The organism is Inquilinus sp. (genome assembly GCF_039594555.1).
Taxonomy (GTDB): domain Bacteria; phylum Pseudomonadota; class Alphaproteobacteria; order DSM-16000; family Inquilinaceae; genus Inquilinus.
The window spans coordinates 1-20,259 of record NZ_JBCNNF010000083.1; the positions used below are offsets into that span (position 1 = coordinate 1).

Annotated in this window: 18 protein-coding genes; 4 read left to right on the top strand and 14 right to left on the bottom strand. The window is 69.6% G+C overall.

The genetic code is table 11. The annotated features are described in order from the left end of the window. A partial coding sequence (gene purH / locus ABDW35_RS11510; RefSeq protein ID WP_343714008.1) for a bifunctional phosphoribosylaminoimidazolecarboxamide formyltransferase/IMP cyclohydrolase occupies positions 1 to 1,489 on the top strand: 1,489 nt, incomplete at its 5' end. Positions 1,490 to 1,642: 153 nt separating this feature from the next. On the opposite strand, the gene ABDW35_RS11515 is transcribed toward purH, so the two are convergent. Then, a complete protein-coding gene (locus tag ABDW35_RS11515) occupies positions 1,643 to 2,932 on the bottom strand; it encodes an MFS transporter (protein WP_343714009.1) in 1,290 nt (429 codons plus the stop codon). A 258-nt stretch (positions 2,933 to 3,190) separates the two neighbouring features. Then, on the bottom strand, positions 3,191 to 4,066 hold the full coding sequence (gene htpX / locus ABDW35_RS11520; protein WP_343714010.1) for a zinc metalloprotease HtpX: 876 nt from the start codon (positions 4,064 to 4,066) through the stop codon (positions 3,191 to 3,193). 85 nt (positions 4,067 to 4,151) lie between these two features. Here htpX and ABDW35_RS11525 point away from each other — a divergent pair, with 85 nt between their 5' ends. Further along, on the top strand, positions 4,152 to 4,358 hold the full coding sequence (locus tag ABDW35_RS11525; RefSeq protein ID WP_343714024.1) for a succinate dehydrogenase assembly factor 4: 207 nt from the start codon (positions 4,152 to 4,154) through the stop codon (positions 4,356 to 4,358). Between the two features lie 156 nt (positions 4,359 to 4,514). Here the strand turns inward: ABDW35_RS11525 and ABDW35_RS11530 are convergent, their stop codons facing one another. Both ABDW35_RS11530 and ABDW35_RS11535 read right to left on the bottom strand, forming a co-directional pair. Beyond that, the gene (locus tag ABDW35_RS11530) at positions 4,515 to 5,495 is read right to left on the bottom strand and encodes a 2-oxoglutarate and iron-dependent oxygenase domain-containing protein (protein ID WP_343714011.1); all 981 of its coding nucleotides are present in this window, start codon (positions 5,493 to 5,495) and stop codon (positions 4,515 to 4,517) included. A gap of 118 nt (positions 5,496 to 5,613) precedes the next feature. Beyond that, a complete protein-coding gene (locus ABDW35_RS11535) occupies positions 5,614 to 6,177 on the bottom strand; it encodes a hypothetical protein (protein WP_343714012.1) in 564 nt (187 codons plus the stop codon). A gap of 233 nt (positions 6,178 to 6,410) precedes the next feature. Here ABDW35_RS11535 and ABDW35_RS11540 point away from each other — a divergent pair, with 233 nt between their 5' ends. Continuing rightward, a complete protein-coding gene (locus ABDW35_RS11540) occupies positions 6,411 to 8,255 on the top strand; it encodes an ABC transporter ATP-binding protein (protein ID WP_343714013.1) in 1,845 nt (614 codons plus the stop codon). A gap of 150 nt (positions 8,256 to 8,405) precedes the next feature. Here the strand turns inward: ABDW35_RS11540 and ABDW35_RS11545 are convergent, their stop codons facing one another. From ABDW35_RS11545 to ABDW35_RS11585, 9 genes are all read right to left on the bottom strand, one after another. After that, the gene (locus ABDW35_RS11545; protein ID WP_343714014.1) at positions 8,406 to 9,290 is read right to left on the bottom strand and encodes an HlyD family secretion protein; all 885 of its coding nucleotides are present in this window, start codon (positions 9,288 to 9,290) and stop codon (positions 8,406 to 8,408) included. Positions 9,291 to 9,307: 17 nt separating this feature from the next. Then, entirely contained in the window at positions 9,308 to 9,514 is a 207-nt protein-coding gene (locus tag ABDW35_RS11550; protein WP_343714015.1) for a DUF1656 domain-containing protein, read from the bottom strand. After that, on the bottom strand, positions 9,511 to 11,583 hold the full coding sequence (locus ABDW35_RS11555; protein WP_343714016.1) for an FUSC family protein: 2,073 nt from the start codon (positions 11,581 to 11,583) through the stop codon (positions 9,511 to 9,513). Before ABDW35_RS11555 ends, ABDW35_RS11550 begins: the two co-directional genes overlap by 4 nt. A 17-nt stretch (positions 11,584 to 11,600) precedes the next feature. Next, positions 11,601 to 12,068, bottom strand: a complete 468-nt coding sequence (locus ABDW35_RS11560; RefSeq protein ID WP_343714017.1) for a MarR family transcriptional regulator — start codon at positions 12,066 to 12,068, stop codon at positions 11,601 to 11,603. A gap of 198 nt (positions 12,069 to 12,266) precedes the next feature. Further along, positions 12,267 to 12,905 carry a sarcosine oxidase subunit gamma family protein gene (locus ABDW35_RS11565; RefSeq protein WP_343714018.1) on the bottom strand — a complete coding sequence of 213 codons (639 nt, stop codon included), beginning with the start codon at positions 12,903 to 12,905 and terminating at the stop codon, positions 12,267 to 12,269. After that, positions 12,898 to 15,939 carry a sarcosine oxidase subunit alpha family protein gene (locus ABDW35_RS11570; protein WP_343714019.1) on the bottom strand — a complete coding sequence of 1,014 codons (3,042 nt, stop codon included), beginning with the start codon at positions 15,937 to 15,939 and terminating at the stop codon, positions 12,898 to 12,900. Before ABDW35_RS11570 ends, ABDW35_RS11565 begins: the two co-directional genes overlap by 8 nt. Before the next feature lie 6 nt (positions 15,940 to 15,945). Next, positions 15,946 to 16,311, bottom strand: a complete 366-nt coding sequence (locus ABDW35_RS11575; protein ID WP_342240829.1) for a sarcosine oxidase subunit delta — start codon at positions 16,309 to 16,311, stop codon at positions 15,946 to 15,948. 12 nt (positions 16,312 to 16,323) lie between these two features. Continuing rightward, positions 16,324 to 17,157: a type I methionyl aminopeptidase gene (map, locus tag ABDW35_RS11580; RefSeq protein ID WP_343714020.1), complete on the bottom strand. Its 834-nt coding sequence runs from the start codon at positions 17,155 to 17,157 to the stop codon at positions 16,324 to 16,326. 10 nt (positions 17,158 to 17,167) lie between these two features. Continuing rightward, positions 17,168 to 18,418, bottom strand: coding sequence for a sarcosine oxidase subunit beta family protein (locus ABDW35_RS11585; RefSeq protein WP_343714021.1), 1,251 nt, complete (start codon positions 18,416 to 18,418; stop codon positions 17,168 to 17,170). A 195-nt stretch (positions 18,419 to 18,613) separates the two neighbouring features. Here ABDW35_RS11585 and ABDW35_RS11590 point away from each other — a divergent pair, with 195 nt between their 5' ends. Then, positions 18,614 to 19,384: a toll/interleukin-1 receptor domain-containing protein gene (locus tag ABDW35_RS11590; protein WP_343714022.1), complete on the top strand. Its 771-nt coding sequence runs from the start codon at positions 18,614 to 18,616 to the stop codon at positions 19,382 to 19,384. A gap of 78 nt (positions 19,385 to 19,462) precedes the next feature. On the opposite strand, the gene ABDW35_RS11595 is transcribed toward ABDW35_RS11590, so the two are convergent. Continuing rightward, complete coding sequence (locus tag ABDW35_RS11595) at positions 19,463 to 20,029, bottom strand: protein-tyrosine-phosphatase (RefSeq protein ID WP_343714023.1); 567 nt, start codon at positions 20,027 to 20,029, stop codon at positions 19,463 to 19,465. Between the last annotated feature and the right edge of the window lie 230 nt (positions 20,030 to 20,259).

A 20,259-nucleotide genomic window follows, 5' to 3' on the forward strand; every position in this document is an offset into this window, starting at 1 on the left:
CGGGGTCGAGATCCTGTCGACCGGCGGCTCCTTCAAGGCCCTGGCCGATGCCGGCATCCCGGTGAAGGAGGTGTCGGCCCATACCGGCTTCCCCGAGATCATGGACGGCCGGGTCAAGACCCTGCACCCGAAGATCCATGGCGGCCTGCTGGCCCGGCGCGACAGCGACGAGCATGTCGAGGCGATGACCGATTACGGCATCGCACCGATCGACCTGCTGGTGTCGAACCTGTACCCGTTCGAGGCGACGATCGCGCGCGGCGCCAGCTTCGACGACGCCATCGAGAACATCGACATCGGCGGCCCGGCCATGACCCGCGCCGCGGCCAAGAACCACGCCTTCGTCGCCGTCGTCACCTCGCCGATCGACTATGAGCCGCTGCGGCTGGAGATCGCGGCCAATGGCGGCACGCTGGGCACCACCCGTCGCCGCCTGGCCGCCGCCGCCTTCGCCCGCACCGCCGCCTATGACGCCGCCATCGCCGGGTGGTTCGCCGAGGTCGAGGGCGAGACCTTCCCGCCGCGCCTGTCGCTGTCCGGCAAGCTGGCGGAGACGCTGCGCTACGGCGAGAACCCGCACCAGGCCGCCGCGCTGTATCTCAGCGGTCCCGCCGTCCCCGGCCCGGCCACCGCCGAGCAGGTGCAGGGCAAGGAGCTGAGCTACAACAACATCCTCGACGCCGACGCGGCGTTCGAGGCGGTGTCGGAGTTCACCGAGCCCGCGGTGGTCATCGTCAAGCACGCCAACCCCTGCGGCGTCGCCGTCGCCGGCACGCTGGGGGAGGCCTATGCCAGGGCGCTGGCCTGCGACCCGATCAGCGCCTTCGGCGGCATCATCGCCGCCAACCGGCCGATCGACGCCGCCACGGCCCAGGCCATCACCGCGCTGTTCGCCGAGGTGGTGATCGCGCCGGATGTCGAGCCGGAGGCTGCGGCGGTGTTCGCCGCCAAGGCCAATCTGCGCGTGCTGAAGACCGGCGGGGTGCAGGACCCGACGCAGCGCCGCCGCGTGCTGCGCAGCGTCGCCGGCGGCTTCCTGACCCAGACCCGAGACGACGCGGCGCCGGAGGCGTCGGAGCTGAAGCTGGTCACCCGCAAGGCGCCGACCCCGGCGCAGATCGAGGACCTGCTGTTCGCCACCCAGGTGGCCAAGCATGTCCGGTCCAACGCCATCGTCTTCGCCAAGGGCCGGGCGACGGTCGGCATCGGCGCCGGGCAGATGAGCCGGGTGGACAGCGCCAAGATCGCCGTGGCGAAGGCGGCGGAGGCGGCCCAGGCCGCGGGCGAGACCGGGTCGCGCATCGCCGGGTCGGTGGCGGCGTCGGAGGCGTTCTTCCCCTTCGCCGACGGCCTGCTGGCCCTGGTCGAGGCCGGCGCCACCGCCGTGATCCAGCCCGGCGGCTCGATGCGCGACGGCGAGGTGATCGAGGCCGCCGACCAGGCCGGCATCGCCATGGTCTTCACCGGCCGCCGGCATTTCCGGCACTGAGCCTGTCCGACAATGCTACTGGGGCGGCCGTCTGATGGCGGTTTCTGCGCTTCCGGTGCTCACGGACTTGAACGTCCGCTGCGCGCCGGTTCTCGAAACCACCACCAGCCGACTCACCCCAGCGCATTCTCGAACAGGCTCCGATAGGCAATCTCAGCCCTTCGCCGGTTCCCGCACTGTCGCCACGATCAGCCCGCCGAGGGCGAAGAGCGCGATCACCGTCGCCATGCCGGCGCGCTGGCTGGCGAAGGCGGCGGTGACGGCGGCGAACAGCCAGGGGCCGACGAAGCCGGTGGCGCGGCCGGTCAGGCCGTAGAGGCCGTAGGCCTCGCCCTCCCCGCCCGTCGGTGCCAGCCGGCCCATCAGGGTGCGGCTGGCCGCCTGGGCCGGCCCCAGGAACAGGCCCAGCAGCAGGGCCAGGCCGATGAACCAGACCGGGTCGGTGACCAGGATGATCGGGATGCCGATGACCACGAGGGCAGCGATCGAGACCAGGATCGTCGGCTTCGACCCCAGCGCGTCGTCGGCCCAGGCGGCCAGGATGGCGCCGATGCCGGAGGTGACGTTGAGGCCGATCGCGAACAGCACCAGCTGGCCGAAATCGAGCCCCAGCGTCCCGGCTGCGTAGATGCCGCCAAAGGCGAACAGCAGGTTGAAGCCTTCGCGATAGACCGCGCTGCCGACCAGGAACCGCACCAGGTTGCCCTGGCCCGGCAGTGATTTGAGCGTGCGCCCGAGATCGGTCAGGCCGCGGCGGATCGCGGCCCCGATCGGCGCGCCGCCCGGCGCCTCGCGGACGAACAGGAGCAGCGGCAGCGCGAACACCGCCCACCACAGCGCCACCAGCGGCCCGGTGGCGCGCGGCCCGGCCGACTCCACCCCCGGCAGCGCCAGCAGCGGCGCGGCGCCGCCGAAGCCGATCAGCCCGAACAGGGCGATGACCAGGCACACCAGCCCGCCGAAATAGCCGAGGCCCCAGCCCCAGCCGGAGACGCGGCCCAGCATGCCGGGCGGCGCCACGTCGATCAGCAGCGCGTTGTAGAAGACGTAGGACAGCTCGAAGGCGACGGTGGCGAGGCCGACCAGCAGCAGCGTCGGCAGGATCCAGGACGGGTCGGGCGCCATGAACCAGAGCAGCGCGGTCGGCACCACGGCCGCGGCGACGCAGGCGGCCAGCCAGGCCCTGCGCCGGCCGCCACGGTCGGCGACCGCACCCAGCACCGGGCTGAGCAGGGCGATGGCGATGCCGGCCACGCCGATCGAGACGCCCCACAGCGCCGCGCCCCGGTCAGGGTCGCCGACGATGCCCTTGGTGAAATAGACCGAGAAGACGAAGGTGCCGATGACCGTGTTGAAGGCGCTCATCGCCCAGTCGTAGAGGCACCAGCCGAAGATCGCGGCCCGCCCGTTGGCGCGCGGGGCGGGGACGGCCTCGGCGGTCACGGGCAACCCCCGGACACCGCTGGAATCCAACAGGAAAGGCTAGTCCCCCCTCCCCTCGCGGGAGGGGGGCAGGGGGAGGGGGTTCGCGCCACGAGATCAGGCCCCGGCTCCGCAACCCGACAGCCGGACTCTCTCAATCCGGTGTGGTCAGCTCTCTTCGATCGACAGCCCCCTCCCCCTACCCCCCTCCCGCGAGGGGAGGGGGGACTCGGTGGAGTCCGCGCAAAAGTCGGAGGCGCGGCGAGGAGAGCTAAATCCTCACCCCCATGGCCCGCGAGCCTGGGCCGGGGCCATGCCGGCCATGCGCTGCAGCGCGGCGACGCGGTTCGCGGTCTTGGGGTGAGTCGAGAACAGGCTGTCGACCGCATGGGCGTGCAGGGGATTGATGATGAACATGTGGGCGGTGGCGGGGTTCCGCTCCGCCGCACCGTAGTCGATCCGCTGCGAGAACGCCTCGATCTTTTCCAGGGCCGAGGCCAGCCACAGCGGGCGGCCGCAGATCTCGGCGCCGACCCGGTCGGCCTCGTATTCCCGGCTCCGGCTGATCGCCATCTGCACCAGCATCGCGGCCAGCGGCGCCAGGATCACGGTCAGGATCACGCCGATGAAGCCGAGCGGGTTGTTGCGGTTGTCGCCGCCGCCGAAGAACAGGCCGAAATTGGCCAGCATCGACAGCGCGCCGGCGATGGTCGCCGTGATCGTCATGATCAGCGTGTCGCGGTTGCGGACATGCGCCAGCTCATGCGCCATCACGCCCGCCACCTCCTCCGCCGACAGCCGGCGCAGCAGGCCGGTGGTGGCGGCGACCGCGGCGTTCTGCGGGTTGCGGCCGGTGGCGAAGGCGTTCGGCTGGTCGGTGTCGATGATGTAGACCTTCGGCATCGGCAGCTGCGCCTGCTCGGCCAGCCGGGCCACGAGGTTGTAGAAGTCGGGCGCGGTGCGGGCATCGACCTCGCGCGCATCGTGCATGCGCAGCACCATCTTGTCCGCGTTCCAGTAGGCGAACAGGTTCATGCCCACCGCGACCAAGAGCGCGATCATCATTCCGCCCTGCCCGCCCAGCAGCCAGCCCGCCGCCATGAACAGCGCGGTGAGGGCCGCCAGCAGCATCGCCGTGCGGATATAGCCCGACATCAAATCCTCCGTCCGTCTCGTCCCGGATGAAATGGCCCCGGCCCGCCGGTGATCAAGCCTGGACACGGTGGCGAGGCAGGGCCATATCCAGGGAATGAGCAGGACCGAGACCCCCAAGCCGCTGTCGCCCGAGGAGCTGGCCGCCAAGGCGCTGGCAGAGCGCGTCGACCCGCGCACCGGCGCCCCGGTCGAGATCGTGCCCCAGCCGCCCGGCGAGATCGGCGGCCCCAAGGGCCCCGAGCCGACCCGCTACGGCGATTGGGACGTCAACGGACGCTGCTCGGATTTCTGACACCGGCTTTCTGATACCGGCCGCGCCAACCCCGGACCGTCATGGCGAGCCCCAAAGGGGCGTGGCCATCCAGGCAGCGGTGCCGCTGGATCGCCACGTCGCTTCGCTCCTCGCGATGACGAAGAAGGGGTTGATCCACGAAGTCGACAGTGAGAGCTAAGCCGCCGGCAGCGTCACCGTCGACCGGAACTTCGATGCCAGATGCGGGCCGGAGAAGACCTGTTCGTATTTCGGGACCTCACCGGGCCTGAGGCAGGTCGGCAGGCAGGAAATCTCCGCATCCCAGTTCGGCTGGTGGAAGAAGGCGATCGACTGGCGCCGGGTCGACCCGGCCGCGTCCGGCGGCGGGTTGACGACGCGGTGCAGCGTCGACCGCCAGCGGTCGTTGGTCCAGCGCGCCATCAGGTCGCCGAGATTGATCACGAAGCCGCCGGGCACGGCCGGGACGGCATGCCACGACCCGTCCGGTCCCTGCACCTCCAGCCCGCCCGGCGCGTCCTGCGGCAGCAGGATGGTCAGCGAGCCGTAGTCGGTGTGGGCGCCGGCGCGCAGCTGCCCCGGCTCCGGCGGCACCGCCTGGTCCGGATAGTTCAGCAGGCGCAGGGCGCTGATCGCCCGGTCGATCCGGCTGTCGAAGAAGGCCTCGGGCAGGCCCAGGCCGAGCGCGAACAGGCGCATCAGCCGGCCGGCCAGGGCGGACAGCTCCCGGTAGTAGTCCAGCATGGCGTCGCGGAAGCCGGGCGGCTCGGCCGGCCACAGATTGGCCGCCCAGGCGAAGGCGGCCGCCTCCGCCGAATCGGGCGGCGGCGTCAGGTCGGCCGGGCCGATCGAGAAGCTCTCCTTCAGGTCGGGCGGCCGGCGGTCGCCGAGCGACCGGGCCAGGCTCTCCCCCGCCACCGGCGACCAGCCGTAGGGGTAGCCGGGCCGGGGCATCACCACGCGGCGCTTGGCCGCCTCCGGCAGGTCGAAGAAGGCCCGCGCCGCGGCCCAGCCGCGGCCGACCACCCCGGCCGGCACGCCGTGGCCGGTCACCACCAGGAAGCCGACTCGTTCGCAGGCATCGGCCACCGCGGCGGCCACCGACGCTTTCTCCCCTGCCGCCGCAGGCGCCAGGTCGATCACCGGCACCAGGCTCATCCGACCACCCTCCCCGTCCCTGATCTGCGCCATCTCACGACGCCGCGCGGCGGCGGTCAAAGCCTGTCCGCTCAGGGAGGATCGGAAACCGCCGACCGGATGGGCGGCGGCCCGCCGGTCACTTGAGCTTCGCCAGGTCGACGGCTTCGGCATATTTCTGCTTCGCCTCCGCCGGCGCGTCGCCGGTGACGGTGACCAGCACGCGGCTGTCGACCAGCATCTGGATCTCGCCCTGCTCGTTCAGCACCGCCTGCTGGCCGCCGACCTTGACCAGCTTGCCCATCATTGCCGCCATCGCCGGATTGGCGTACAGCCCGGCCATCTGCGCCACCAGCGGCGAATCCACCATCACCTGGATGCGCACCTGCTGGCCGTCGGCATTGGCGTAGCCGCGCTCGGCCTGGACGCCGCCGCCGAACATCGCCGCGGCGGACGAATCGCCCGACGCCTCCTCCGCCGTCCAGCCGTCGAGCGGCGCCGGCAGGGCCTTGGCCAGTTGCTCCGCCGCCAGCTGGCCCAGCAGCGTCGCCGCCAGGTCGGCCGCCTTCTTGGCCCGGCCGTAGTCGCCGCTGCTATAGGCCGATTCGGCCTGGCCGAGCGCATCGTGGATGTCGTCGGCCAGGGCCGGCCGGACGGCCCAGCCGGCCAGCGCCACCAGAATCGGCACAATGATGTACTTCATGTCTTGCCCCTCGGATGCCGCGACCGGACGATCCGGCCACGCCCCTGCATCCAGGCCGTGATCCTAGCGATCCGCGCGGGCCCGCCAGTGACCGGGCGCACAGACGAAAATATCGCAAGCCCTGCACCGGACGAATTCCTGTGTCCAATTGTCCGGTCTTTTCGTCGCGACGGTGTCGGCGCAGGCTGTAATCCTGCCGCCCAAAGAAGAACGCCCGCCGGAAGACTCGACCCATGTTCCGCTTTTTCGAAGCCCGCGTGCTGCCGACCGCCACGGGCATGCCTGGCCAGCCGCCGGGCAATCTGCTGCGGTTCTACTGGTTCTTCCTGAGGCAGGTGCGCGGCTACTACATCGCCCTGCTGGGCGCCGGGCTGACCGTGGCGCTGCTCGACGCGCTGATCCCGGTCTTCATCGGCCGGGTGGTCACGCTGCTGAGCACCGTCACACCCGAGGCCCTGTTCGCCGATCACTGGCACCTGCTGGCCGGCATGGCGGCGGTGCTGCTGCTGTGCCGCCCCGCCGCGCTGTTCCTGCAGGCGCTGATCACCAACCAGATCATCGCCTCGGGCTTCACCAACCTGATCCGGTGGCAGAGCCACTGGCATGTGGTGCGGCAGAGCTGGACCTTCTTCCAGAACGACTTCGCCGGCCGCATCGCCAACCGGGTGATGCAGACCGGCGTGGCCCTGCGCGACAGCACGGTGATGTCGATCCAGGCGGTCTGGTACCTGACCGTCTACGGCACCAGCGCCCTGGTGCTGCTGGCCAGCGCCGACCTGTGGCTGGCGCTGCCGACCATCGGCTGGTTCGCCGTCTACATCGCCCTCCTCACCTATTTCGTGCCGCGGCTGAAGCAGCGCTCGGTCGAGATGTCGGAGGCGCGGTCGCTGCTGACCGGCCGGATCGTCGACAGCTACACCAACATCCTGACCGTGAAGCTGTTCGCCCGGGCGAAGGAGGAGGACGACTACGTCCGCGAGGCGGTGGACGGCCACACCGTCATCTTCCGCAGCCAGCTGCGGCTGATCACCCTGTTCAACCTGTGCCTGTCGACCACCAACGCCCTGCTGGTGGTGTCGACCGCCACCATCGCCATCCTGCTGTGGCGCCAGGGGCTGGTGGCGCTGGGCGCCGTCGCCATGGTGCTGCCGCTGACCTGGCAGATCGTCAACATGGCCGGCTGGGTGGCGCAGCAGGTGACCACGATCTTCGAGAATATCGGCGTGGTGCAGGAGGGCATGATCTCGATCGCCAACCCGCTGCGGCTGGTCGACAAGCCGGACGCCAAGCGGCTGGTGGTGACGAAGGGTGCCATCCGCTTCGACCATGTCAGCTTCAACTACGGCCGGCCGGGCGGGGTGATCGAGAACCTGAACCTGGACATCCGGCCCGGCGAGAAGATCGGGCTGGTCGGCCGCTCCGGCGCTGGCAAGTCGACCCTGGTCAACCTGCTGCTGCGCTTCTTCGACCTGGAGCGCGGCCGCATCCTGATCGACGGCCAGGACATCGCCGGGGTGACGCAGGAGAGCCTGCGCGAGCAGATCTCGGTGGTCACCCAGGACACGTCGCTGCTGCACCGGTCGATCTTCGAGAACCTGAATTACGGCCGGCCGAGCGCAACCAAGGCCGAGGTGGTGGCCGCCGCCAAGCAGGCGCATGCCCACGACTTCATCCTGGACGTCGAGGACTGGCGCGGCCGCCGCGGCTACGACGCCCATGTCGGCGAGCGCGGGGTCAAGCTGTCCGGCGGCCAGCGCCAGCGCGTGGCGATCGCCCGGGTGGTGCTGAAGAACGCGCCGATCCTGATCCTAGACGAGGCGACCTCAGCCCTCGATTCCGAGGTCGAGTCGGCGATCCAGGAGCAGCTCGAGGATCTGATGGAGGGCAAGACGGTGATCGCCATCGCCCACCGCCTGTCGACCATCGCCCGGATGGACCGGCTGGTGATCCTGGAGCGCGGCCGCATCGTCGAGATCGGCAGCCATGACGAGCTGCTGCAGGCCAACGGCCACTACGCCTCGCTCTGGCGCCGCCAGTCCGGCGGCTTCCTCGGCGAGGAGGAGCAGGCGGCGGAGTAGGCGTCTCTCCGCCCTTCCCCTCTGATTGTCATTGCCGGGCTTGACCCGGCAATCCAGGGGCCACCAAGAGCCGCTTTGAAAGCCCCTGGATCCTCGGGTCAAGCCCGAGGATGACAACAATGGGACGGCAAGGGAATGACGGCCCGCCCCCTACTTCGCCGTCTCCGCCTTCGGCAGCACCTCGACCGTGGCGGTCATGCCGGAGGCCAGCAGCACGCCGTCCGGCACCGTGTCGAGCGCGATCCGCACCGGGATGCGCTGGGCCAGCCGGACCCAGCTGAAGGTCGGGTTCACGTCGACGATCTGGTAGAACGAGTTCAGCGACACCTCGCGGTCCGAGATCGCCCGGTCGATGCTTTCGACGTGGCCCTGCAGCGGCGCCGACACGCCCATCAGCCGGATCTCGACCTTGTCGTCCGGCCGGATGCGGGGGATCTTCGTCTCCTCGAAATAGCCCCGGACGTGGAAGCTGTCGGCGTCGACGATCGCCATCACCTGCTTGCCCGCCGTGGCATAGGCGCCCTGCCGCACGATCAGGGTGGAGATGTAGCCGTTGACCGGCGACCGGATCGTCGTCCGCTCCAGGTCCAGCTTCGCCGTGTCCAGCGCCGCCTGGTCCTGCTCCAGAGCCGCCCGGGCCGCCTTGGCCTGCGATTCCGCCTGCTGCTGGGCCTCGACCGAGATGGCATTCAGGCCAAGCTTGGCCCGGCGGGCGGCATCCGCCTCCAGCTGCTCGGTCTGCGCCGCCTGGCTGTCCAGCGCCGCCTGCGCCCGCTGCACCGCCAGGGTGTAGCGGTCGGGGTCGATCACCAGCAGCACGTCGCCCTTCTTCACCGCTTGGTTGTTGGCCACGCGCAGGTCGACGATGATCCCCGAGACGTCGGGCGCCACCTGCACGATCTCCGCCGCCACCCGGGCGTCCCGGGTCCAGGGACTGTCGATGTAGTACTGCCACAGCAGGATGCCGGCGACGATGGCGCCGGCCGCCACGACCAGGGTGATGAGGACGCGGAGGGTGAGGGCTGCGTATTTCATTGGCGGTCTTCTTCCCCTCACATCGTCAGCGCGACGAGGGTGGTCAGGATGATCAGGAGCAGGGAGAGGTCGAACAGCGCCGGATGCCAGATCCAGCGATAGGCCCCGACGCGGCCGAGCACGAAGCGCAGCACGCCGGTGAGGAGCAGCGCCACCACCAGATAGCCGAGCATCGGCGACAGGTAGACGCCGGCGAGGTCGATTTCCTTGATCAACGGGTTCATGGCGTCGGCACGATCAGGTCGCGGATGAGGGCCGGGCCGTCGGTCTGCGGCATGGCGAAGAATTCGGATTGGTAGGAGAGGGTCACCCAGATCGCGGTGACCGAGACCAGGGCGGCGACGGTGTTGCGGTCGGTGTCGAGGCCCTGCAGCACCTCGCCGGCGCGGGCCAGGGCGGCCATCGCGTCGGGCCCGCTGCGGGCGCGGTGGCGCCAAGCCAGGCCGAAATGGCGCTCCAGCGCCGCCAGCGCCGTCTCCACCGCCCGGATCCCTGGCGGCGGCAGCCGGCCGGACAGGCGGCGCAGGATCATGATGTTGTGGCCGACGCGCAGGCTGGCCAGGGCGCCGTGCAGGATCGGCCGGTCGCCGGGCGAGGCGTGGTCGAGCCGCGAGAACAGGCCGTTGATGCGGTCGAACATCCGGCTTTCGAACTCGGCCTGCGACAGGCCGTCCCCCGACGCCATGCGCGCCAGGTCGGTCATGATGCCGGTGACGAAGCGCTGCGCCATCCAGCGCACGCCGAGCGGCCGGATCAGCCGGAACAGCAGCACGGCCAGCGCGATGCCGGCCAGGGTGGCGAGGGCGTTGTTGACCGCCCCGGCGAAGTCGAGCGAGGCGCGGTCCGACAGCCCGAGCAGGGTCAGGAAGTTGATGCAGAGCAGCAGCCCCGACGGCCCGATCCGCGGCGCCGGCATCAACAGGCCGGCCGGCACCAGCACCGTGCCCAGCACCAAGGCCAGCATCGGGAAGCCGTCGACCCGGGGCAGCACCAGCGCGAAATAGATCAGGTAGATGACGCTGGCGACCGCCGCCATGCGCAGGAATTCCTTGGCCGGCATCGCCGGCTCGTCCGCGCCGGAGAAGAAGCCGAAGACCACCACCAGGATGGTGGCGGCCGCGGCGCCGTTGGGCCAGGCGGTGAGGATCCAGAAGCTGCAGGCAACCACCAGCGCGGTGAAGGCGGTGATGCCGGCCATGATCGCGGCGGCCTGATCGCGATGCCGGCTGATCGACGGCGCCGACCGCATGGTGCGCGGCCGGGTGCCGGCGGCGACATGATCGCGCAGCCGCCGGCAGTCGTCGCGCAGGGTCAGCACGTCTTGCAGCCGGTCCAGCAGGATCCGCACGATCATCGCCGTCTGGCTCTGCCGCAGCTCCTCCAGCGACGGCTGCATGGTGTCGATCAGCCGCCGGGCGGCGCCGACGCTCTCGTCGTCGTCCGGCTGGTCCGGGCCCAGCGAACGATCCGTGATCCGCGCCACCGCCTCGAAGGCCGGGCGGATCGCCTGCCAGCGCGCCGGGTCGCGGACGCGCAGCAGCCGCCCCCGCTCCTGGATCGAGACCAGCACGGCAATGAAGGTGAACAGCCGCCCCTGCAGTTGGCGGATGACGTCGTTGGCCAGGCGGATGGCCCGCGTGTCGAACACGGCATGGGCGCGCAGCGTCTCCAGCGCCACCGCGTCGGCGATCAGTCGGGCGCGGTCGGTCTGCGGCGCCTCCTCCGTGCCCTCGGTGCGCAGGATGCCGACCGCCCATGTCGCGGTGGCCGCCAGCAGCGCCTCGATCCGGCCCAGCAGCACCGGCCCGACCGGGCGCGGCAGGATGATGGCGCTGAGCACCCCGGCGCAGGAGATCGCCAGCAGGATCTCGACGCAGCGGTTGGTGGCGATGTCGAACACCGTGTCCGGCGCGGTGATCGCCGGGAAGCCGATGATCGCGGCGGTGTAGCCCGCCAGCAGCGGCGCATAGGCGCCGGGCGCGTCGCGCAGCATGACCGAGACATAGATGCAGGCGCCGAACCACAGCGCGCTGGCCAGCACGAACAGCTCGCGCTCCTGCGCGAACAGGGCGATGAAGGTGACGCTGGCCAGAACGCCGACCGACGTGCCGAGCACGCGGTAGACGCTCTTCGACAGCATCATCCCGGTCAGCGGCTGCGACACGATGTAGACGGTCAGCATCGCCGTGCCGGGCGAGGACAGGTTGATGCGCAGGGAGATCCAGGCGGCCAGGATCGCGGCGCAGAAGGTGCGCAGCGAGAACACGCCGTCACGCCAGGTCGGCCAGTCCATATGTTCCCCCGACGAGCCTAGCGGCCACCCTCTGACGCCGGCCGGCCGGCGGCGATGTTGCGCTCGATCCGGCCCAGCAGGCCGAGACAGAGCATCACATCCTCGTCGGAGACGCCAGCGAGCAGGCGTTCGCGCACCTCGGCTGCGACACCGCGGATGCCCTCGACCAGGGTGCGGCCATCCGCGGTCAGATGCACCGTCTTGGCGCGGCGGTCGCCCTCATCCTCCCGCCGCTCGATCAGCCCCTGGGTCTCGAGGGCATCGAGCAGGCGCACCAGAGATGGCCCCTCGATGCCGAGCAAATCGGCCAGGTCGCGCTGGCGCACCCCTTCGCCGATCCGGGACAGGTGGAGCAGCGGCTGCCAGGTCGCGTCGCTGAGCCCGTAGCGGGCCAGCGTCTCGTCGATCTCGCGCCGCCACAGCCGGGCGACGAGGTACAGGCGGAACCCGATATTGTCCCGCGCGGTAGAGAGGGCATCTGACATGGCGAATTAATTAGGATGCTCATTATTAGCCATGTAACGCGATTGCCGCATGCCAGCCTTCGCCGAAAATCGCGGGTCCGCCCGGGATCAGTGGCTGCGGCCGTCGATCGGGATCGCGGTCACTGTGGTCAGTCGAGGCCACAGAGCGCCATCGATAGAGGCCACGCGTGAGGCCTGCCGGGTTTTGTGCTTAGGGCCTCAGCCCTCGCCCACGCCGTACTCCATCGAACCGTCGGCCAGCCAGTCCCAGAGATACTGGGCGAAGGAGCGGCGGACATAGATCCGCAGCCGCGGCGCGCCGTCGACATCGTCGGTGCGGTGCAGGACGATATCGGCCTGGCCGACCATGCTCTGCGCCACCGAGCCCACGGGGAAGAAACGCGGATGCAGATCCAGCGGGCAGCCCTTGGCCAGCACGTCCAGCGCCTTCGGCCCGGCCAGCGCGATCACGGTCCAGTTGTCGGTGACGTTGGTGACCGCGAAGTGCCGCCCGGCCAGGGCACCCTGCAGCCGGGACGCCAGGTCGGCCTCGCGGTCGACGCCGCCGACCACCAGCCATTCGGTGGGCCCGAGCCACAGCGCCGCGACGCCGTCGCCCGCAGCGATGCCGGGCCGCGCCGGCAGGTCTATGCCGAGAGCTCCGGAGACGGCCGCGCCGAAGCCTGGATCGGCCAGGTCGCCGCGCAGGTTCAGCTTGGCCTCATGCGCGATCTCGGACAGGCGGACGCCCGGATTGGCCGGCGTCCCCAGCGGCCGGACCAGGCCGGCGGTGGCCGAGCGACGGGCCATGTTCGGGGTGGAGGGGGCCTCGCCCGGGGCGGAGATGGTGTCAGGCATGCAGGCGCCCTCCCTCGGGGTCGACGAAGACCGGCTTCACCACGCGGGCCGGGATGGTGCGGTCGGGCATAGCGATGTGGACCGTGCCGTCGAGCCGGCCCGCCCCGCCCTTGACCAGGGCCAGCGCGATCGACCGGTCCAGGTTCGGGCTCCAGTAGCTGGAGGTGACATGGCCCAGCATCGGCACCGGCGGGGCGCCCGGCGTGGCGGTGTCGATGATGTGCGCCCCCTCCTCCAGCACCAGCTTGGGGTCGTCGGTCAGGAGGCCGACCAGCTGTTTGCGGTCGGGCCGCGCCGTGTCGGCCCGGTCGAGCGAGCGCTTGCCGATGAAGTCCGGCTTCTTCTTGCCGACGATCCACTCCATGCCCAGGTCGCCCGGGGTGATGGTGCCGTCCGTCTCCTGGCCGACGATGATGAAGCCCTTCTCGGCGCGCAGCACATGCATCGCCTCGGTGCCGTAGGGCACGAGGTCCAGCCCCTGCCCGGCCGTCTCGATCGCCTCCATCAGCGCCAGGCCGTATGCGGCCGGGACGTTGATCTCGTAGGACAGCTCGCCGGTGAAGGAGATGCGGAACACCCGCGCCGGCAGCCCCGCCACCGCGCCCTCACGCATGGTCAGATGCGGGAAGGCCTCGTTCGACAGGTCGAGATCGGTCAGGCGCGACAGCAGCTCGCGGCTCTTCGGGCCGGAGATGGTGGCGACCGCCCATTGCTCGGTGACCGAGGTCAGGAACACCTTCAGGTCCGGCCATTCGGTCTGCAGCCATTCCTCGAGCCAGGCGAGGATGGTGGCGGCGCCGCCGGTGGTGGTGGTCATGTGGAAATGGTCGTCGGCGAGGCGCGTGGTGACGCCGTCGTCCTTGACCATGCCGTCCTCGCCCAGCATCAGCCCGTAGCGGCAGCCGCCGATGGCCAGCTTGGACCAGGCGTTGGTGTAGACGCGGTTCAGGAACTCCGCCGCGTCCGGCCCCTTGACGTCGATCTTGCCGAGCGTCGTGGCATCCATCACGCCGACCGAGGTCCGGGCGGCCTTGACCTCGCGGTTCACTGCCGCATGCATGTCCTCGCCCGGCTTCGGGAAGTACCAGGCGCGCTTCCAGCCCCCGCCGACATTCTCGAACACCGCACCGTGCCGCTCGGCCCAGCTGTGCATCGGGGTGCGGCGGATCGGGGCGTACAGCGCCTTCACCCCGCGCCCGGCAATGGCGCCGAAGGTCACTGGCGTATAGGGCGGGCGGAAGGTGGTGACGCCGATCTCCGGGATCGTCTTGCCCATGGTCTGGGCGACGATGCCCAGGGCGTTGACGTTGCCGGTCTTGCCCTGGTCGGTGGCCATGCCTGTGGTGGTGTAGCGCTTGACATGCTCGACCGAGACCATGCCCTCGCGCAGCGCCAGCCGGATGTCCTTGGCGGTGACGTCGTTCTGGAAGTCGACGAAGGCGCGCACGGCATTGGCCGGCCGGTCCGACGGCACATACCACAGCGGCCGGTCGTCGCCCGCGCTTGGCTCCTCCTGCGCGGTCTCGACCGGCGGCACCGGCACCGCCACCGGGGAGAGGCCTGCGGCCGAGGCCGCGGCGGCGCCGGCGACCAGGCCCTCCTGCAGCGCGTCGGCGAAGCGCAGCGTGCCGGCGCAGCCGCCGGCCGAACGCTCGGCCTGGAAGGACTGGCCGGGCATGAAGGTGGCCCGCGCCTCGTCCCAGCGCAGCCGGCCGCGCGACTGCGACTGCAGGTTCAGGACCGGGTTCCAGCCGCCGGACATGGCGATGGCGTCGCAGGCGATGGTGGTCTCGGCGCCGCGCCGCACCGACTGGCCGTCGGCGGCCAGCGGCATCAGCCGCACCTCGTTCACCCGCAGCCGGCCGGAGGTGCCGACCACGGCATGACCGGCATAGACCGGCAACCCTGCGGCCCGCGCCGCCCGCACCAGCGGCCCGTCCGGGTCTGGCCTGGTGTCGACGATCGCCGGCACGGCGACGCCGGCGGCGGCGAGGTCGAGGGCGGTGGCATAGGCGCCGTCGTCGCTGGTGGCGACCACCACGCGCTCGCCGACCTTGACACCCCAGCGGTTCAGATAGGCCCGGGCGGCGCCGGCCAGGAGGATGCCGGGCCGGTCGTTCTCGGCGAAGACCAGGCTGCGCTCGATCGACCCGGTGGCCAGCACCACCTGCTTCGCCCGCACCTTCCACAGCCGCTGCCGCGGCGTGCCGGCGGGCACGGCATGCGGCGGGATGTGGTCGGTCGCGCGCTCCAGCAGGCCCAGCCAGTTGTGGCCGTAATAGCCGAAGGCGGTGGTGCGCGGCAGCACCCGGACATCGGGCATCGATTGCAGCTCGGCCACCGTCGCCGCGACCCAGTCGAGCGCGGCGGTGTCGCCGACCGACGCCGTCGGCTCCGACCGCAGCCAGCCGCCGAAACGGGGCTGGTCCTCGGCCAGGATCACCCGGGCGCCGGCGCGGGCGGCGGCCAGGGCGGCGCCGAGCCCGGCGATGCCGCCGCCGACCACCAGCACGTCGCAATGCGCGTTGACATGGTCGTAGCGGTCGGGGTCGGGCTGGCGCGGCGAGACGCCGAGGCCGGCCGCCTTGCGGATGAAGCGCTCATAGACCATCCAGGCCTTGGGCGAGCGCGGCCACATGAAGGTCTTGTAGTAGAAGCCGGCCGGGATCAGCGGCGCGAACAGGTCGTTGACCGCGTTGAAGTCGAAGCGCAGCGACGGCCAGCGGTTCTGGCTGCGCGCCACGAGGCCGTCGAACAGCTCGACCTGGGTGGCGCGGCTGTTCGGGTCGGTCCGCGCCGCGTCCGGGCCCAGCTGGACCAGGGCGTTCGGCTCCTCCGGCCCGGCCGAGATCACGCCGCGCGGCCGGTGGTACTTGAAGCTGCGGCCCATCAGGTGGACGCCGTTGGCCAGCAGGGCCGAGGCCAGCGTGTCGCCCTCATAGCCGCGATAGGAGGTGCCATCGAAGGCGAAGGCGACGCTCTGGCTGCGGTCGATATCGGCGCCGCGGCCGACCAGGCGGTAGCGTTGGGTCATGGAGTCTTACGAGCCGGAAGCGCTGGCGGGGTCCACCAGCGGCGCGTTGGCGGTGCCCCGCGCCGGCTCGCCGGACGGGGTCGGGATGGACTGGCCGTCGATGGCCGGCGGCGGGTCGCCCGGGCCGTAGACCGCCAGGATCTCGTCGGTCGCCGTGTTGCGGGCGATGTTGAACCAGCGCCGGCAGCCGTGGATGTGGACCCAGCGCTCATAGTGCAGCCCCTTGGGGCTGGAACGCATGAAGACGTAGTCCGCCCACTCCGCGTCGCTCAGCTCGGCCGGGTTGGCCGGGCGGCGGATATGAGCCTCGCCGCCGCAGCGGAACTCGCGCTGGTCCCGCGGGCCGCACCAAGGGCAGTCGATCAGGAACATGGTCTTCTCCCCTCAGGCGGCCGTGGCGTAAGGCGGCTTTGCCAGCCCGCGCGGCGACAGGGTGAAGATCTCGACCCCGTCCTCGGTGACGCCGACGCTGTGCTCGAACTGCGCCGACAGCGATCGGTCGCGGGTCACCGCGGTCCAGCCATCGGCCAGCACCTTCACCTCGGGCCGGCCGGCGTTCAGCATCGGCTCGACCGTGAAGATCATGCCCGGCCGCAGGATCAGGCCGCGCCCCGGCCGGCCGACATGGTGCACGTCCGGCGCGTCGTGGAAGACCCGGCCGACGCCGTGGCCGACGAAGTCGCGCACCACGCTGAACCGCGCCGCCTCGGCCACGGTCTGGACGGCGTGGCCGACATCGCCGAGATGGGCGCCCGGCCGGATCGCACCGATCCCGGCCATCATCGCCTCCCAGGTCACGTCGACCAGCCGCCGCGCCTTCACCCCGGCCTCGCCGGCCACATACATCCGGCTGGAATCGCCGTGCCAGCCATCGACGATCACGGTCACGTCGATGTTCAGGATGTCGCCGTCCTGCAGCCGCTTGGCCGCATCCGGGATGCCGTGGGTGACGACGTGGTTGACCGAGATGCAGCTGGCGTGGCGGTAGCCCTTGTAGCCGATCGTCGCCGACCGGGCGCCGAGATCGGCGATGTGCCCGGCGATCAGGGTGTCGAGCTCCAGCGTCGTGACGCCGGGCTGCACCGCCGGGGTGATCCGGTCCAGCACCTCGGCCACTACCCGGCCGGCCCGGCGCATGCCGGCGAAGGCCTCCGCCCCGTGCAGCGGCACCCGCCGGCCGTCGGTGTCGATCTCGAACGCGCCCGAATGGATCTTCATGCCCGCGCCCTCAATGCGCCACGGCGGCGGCGCCGTGCTCGGCCACCAGCGCGCCGGAGGCGAAGCGGTCCAGCGCGAAGGGCGCGGCGATCTCGTTCGGCTCGCCGCGGGCGATGGTGTGGGCGAAGACATGGCCCGAGCCGGGCGTCGCCTTGAAGCCGCCGGTGCCCCAGCCGCAATTGATGAACAGGTTCTCGACCGGGGTCTTGCCGATGATCGGGCTGGCGTCCGGCGCCACGTCGACGATGCCGCCCCACTGCCGCAGCATCCGCATGCGGCTGAAGATCGGGAACATCTCGACGATCGCCGCCAGCGTCTCCTCGATGATGGCGAAACCGCCGCGCTGGGAATAGGAGACGTAGCCGTCGATGCCGGCGCCGATCACCAGCTCGCCCTTGTCGGACTGGCTGACATAGGCGTGCACGGCGTTCGACATGACGACGCAGTCGATCACCGGCTTGATCGGCTCCGACACCAGCGCCTGCAGCGGGTGGCTCTCCAGCGGCAGGCGGAAGCCGGCCAGGTTGGCCAGGACCGAGCTGTGGCCGGCCGCGACCACGCCGACCTTGCCGGCGCCGATATACCCCCGCGTGGTCTCGACCCCGACGACGCGCCCCTGCTCGGTGCGGAAGCCGGTGACCTCGCAGTTCTGGATGATGTCGACGCCGCGGCTGTCGGCGCCGCGGGCATAGCCCCAGGCGACCGCGTCGTGCCGCGCCGTACCGGCCCGGCGCTGCACCGTGCCGCCATAGACCGGGAAGCGGATGGTCGGGTCCGGGTTCAGCACCGGGCAGAACTCCAGCACCTGGTCGCGGTCCAGCCAGTCGCTGTCGATGCCGTTCAGCCGGTTGGCGTGCAGCCGGCGCTTCAGCTCGCGCGCCTCATGCGGGTCGTGGCAGATGTTCATCACGCCGCGCTGGCTGAACATGACGTTGTAGTTGAGGTCGGCCGACAGGCCCTCCCACAGCTTCAGCGCGTGCTCGTAGATGAAGGCCGAGGCGTCGAACAGGTAGTTGGAGCGGACGATGGTGGTGTTGCGGCCGGTGTTGCCGCCGCCGATCCAGCCCTTCTCCAGCACCGCGACATTGGTGATGCCGTGCTCCTTCGCCAGGTAGTAGGCGGTGGCCAGGCCGTGGCCGCCGCCGCCGACGATGACCACGTCGTAGGCCGGCTTGGGGTCGGGCGAGCGCCAGGCCTTCTGCCAGCCTTCATGGTGCGACAGCGCGTTGCGCGCGAGGGTGAAGATGGAATAGCGCGACATCGATCCGATGGCCGGGTCCGAGATGAGCGTGGCATGGTGCAGAGCCGGCCGGCCCGCCGCGCGCCCAGGCGCGACATGCGGCATGCCGGCAGCGACGCCTTCCTTTACCTGAAGCGGCTTGCAACTGTCAGGGAGTTATGGCCACGTTGGATGCCTCGACTGGGTTGATCCATCGCTCTCATTGAATCGGCAATTATGGAAGAACTCGAATTCGGAGAAGTCATCATAACAACAGGTCGGCACAAAGGCCGAATAGGATGTTATGATGACGACGACACAGAGAAAACTGCTATAGTATATTTTGGCAACATCACTTCTGTTTCTGGATATTTTCTAATACGAAAATCGTACTTGCGTTACCCAACAATTGACGATATTGCCACTCGAATACGTGATCTTGAGCAGATCACATCTGAACTATCTTTTCAAGCAACGGGATCTCGCCCAACTACCGAGAAGCTAATTCGACTTCTGCGTGAGCTAGACTACGCGAAGGAAGCTCTTTGGGACCGCTATAATACCGGAATCACATCTGTGAGCCCAAACAAGCCGCACATCTTCTCTTCTCACTCAAGCAAAGACAAACCGATTGTTCGGAAAATCGTTCATGACCTTAAGAATCTTGGATTCAATTGTTGGTTAGACGAAATAGACATCGCCCCCGGTGATTCTATCGTTGAGAAAATACAAGAAGGGATCGAAAAATCTTCCTATCTTGTACTTTTTCTATCTAAAAACTCCGTTGAATCAGAATGGGTAAAAAGAGAGTGGAATTCCAGACTCTCTGAGCAAATCGAACAAAAGAAAGTCAAAATAATTCCCGCATTACTGGAAGATTGTAAAATCCCCTATCTCCTCAGAGATATAAAATATTGCGACTTCCGCGAAGACTACAACACAGGATTCTATTCTCTGAAACTCGCAATCGAGACAAGAGAAAAAGCATTGGAAGAACCAGAAGAATAGAGATCTAATCCGCGGTCAGACTGACCGCGTAGGTTGGCTTCACTTGCCGCGAATCCAAGCTACGGCAGGGCGGAGGCCTCAGTCCGCCGGAATCTCCCGCCCGCGGCCGACCCGGCGCAGCATGGCGATCAGCTCCGGCTGCTCGTCCCGCACCCGGCGGTACTGCGGCTTCAGCGCGTCGCGCAGCCGGCCCCCGGTGCCCAGCGCCGCCTCGGCATAGTCGATCATCACCGTGTTCGGCCAGGCCTGCGGCCGGATCGCCGCCAGCTTCGCCACCGACGCCTCCTCCTCGCCCGGATGGCGCTGGGCGATCAGCATCAGCATCGAGGCGGAGGAGCGCGAGATGCCCATGTGGCAATGCACCAGCAGGTGGCGCAGGCTCTCGCCCTCCAGCGCCATCGCCTCGCCGAATTCGAGGATCGAGGCGACATGGTCCGGGGTCGGGAAGACGTGGCCCGGCATCTCGTCGATGATGTCGTGGAAGCGCAGATCGAGGCGGCGATGCGGCGCGAAGCCTTCGAAATAGGTCTCGGCCGGGGTCCCGGGATCGGCGATCGACAGCACATGGGTGACGCCGGCGGCACGGAAGGCGGCGATCTCCTCCAGGCCGCAGACGGTGAGATGGCGGTCGGGGTGCAGCAGCATCGGATCGTCCTCGGAAGCGGGGCTGCACTGTCCCGTCCGGCCGCCGCCGGGTCAAACGCCGATGCGGGGCGTCAGCCATGAGTGCACCGTCTGGGCCGGAGCTACCCCCTCACCCGAAATCGCCAACGCGATTTCGACCTCTCCCTAAGGAGAGGTGAAACGAGCCGGCCCATTTCCCTCTCCTCGGGGAGAGGGAGGGGCCCGCGCGCGAAGCGCGTGGGAGGGTGAGG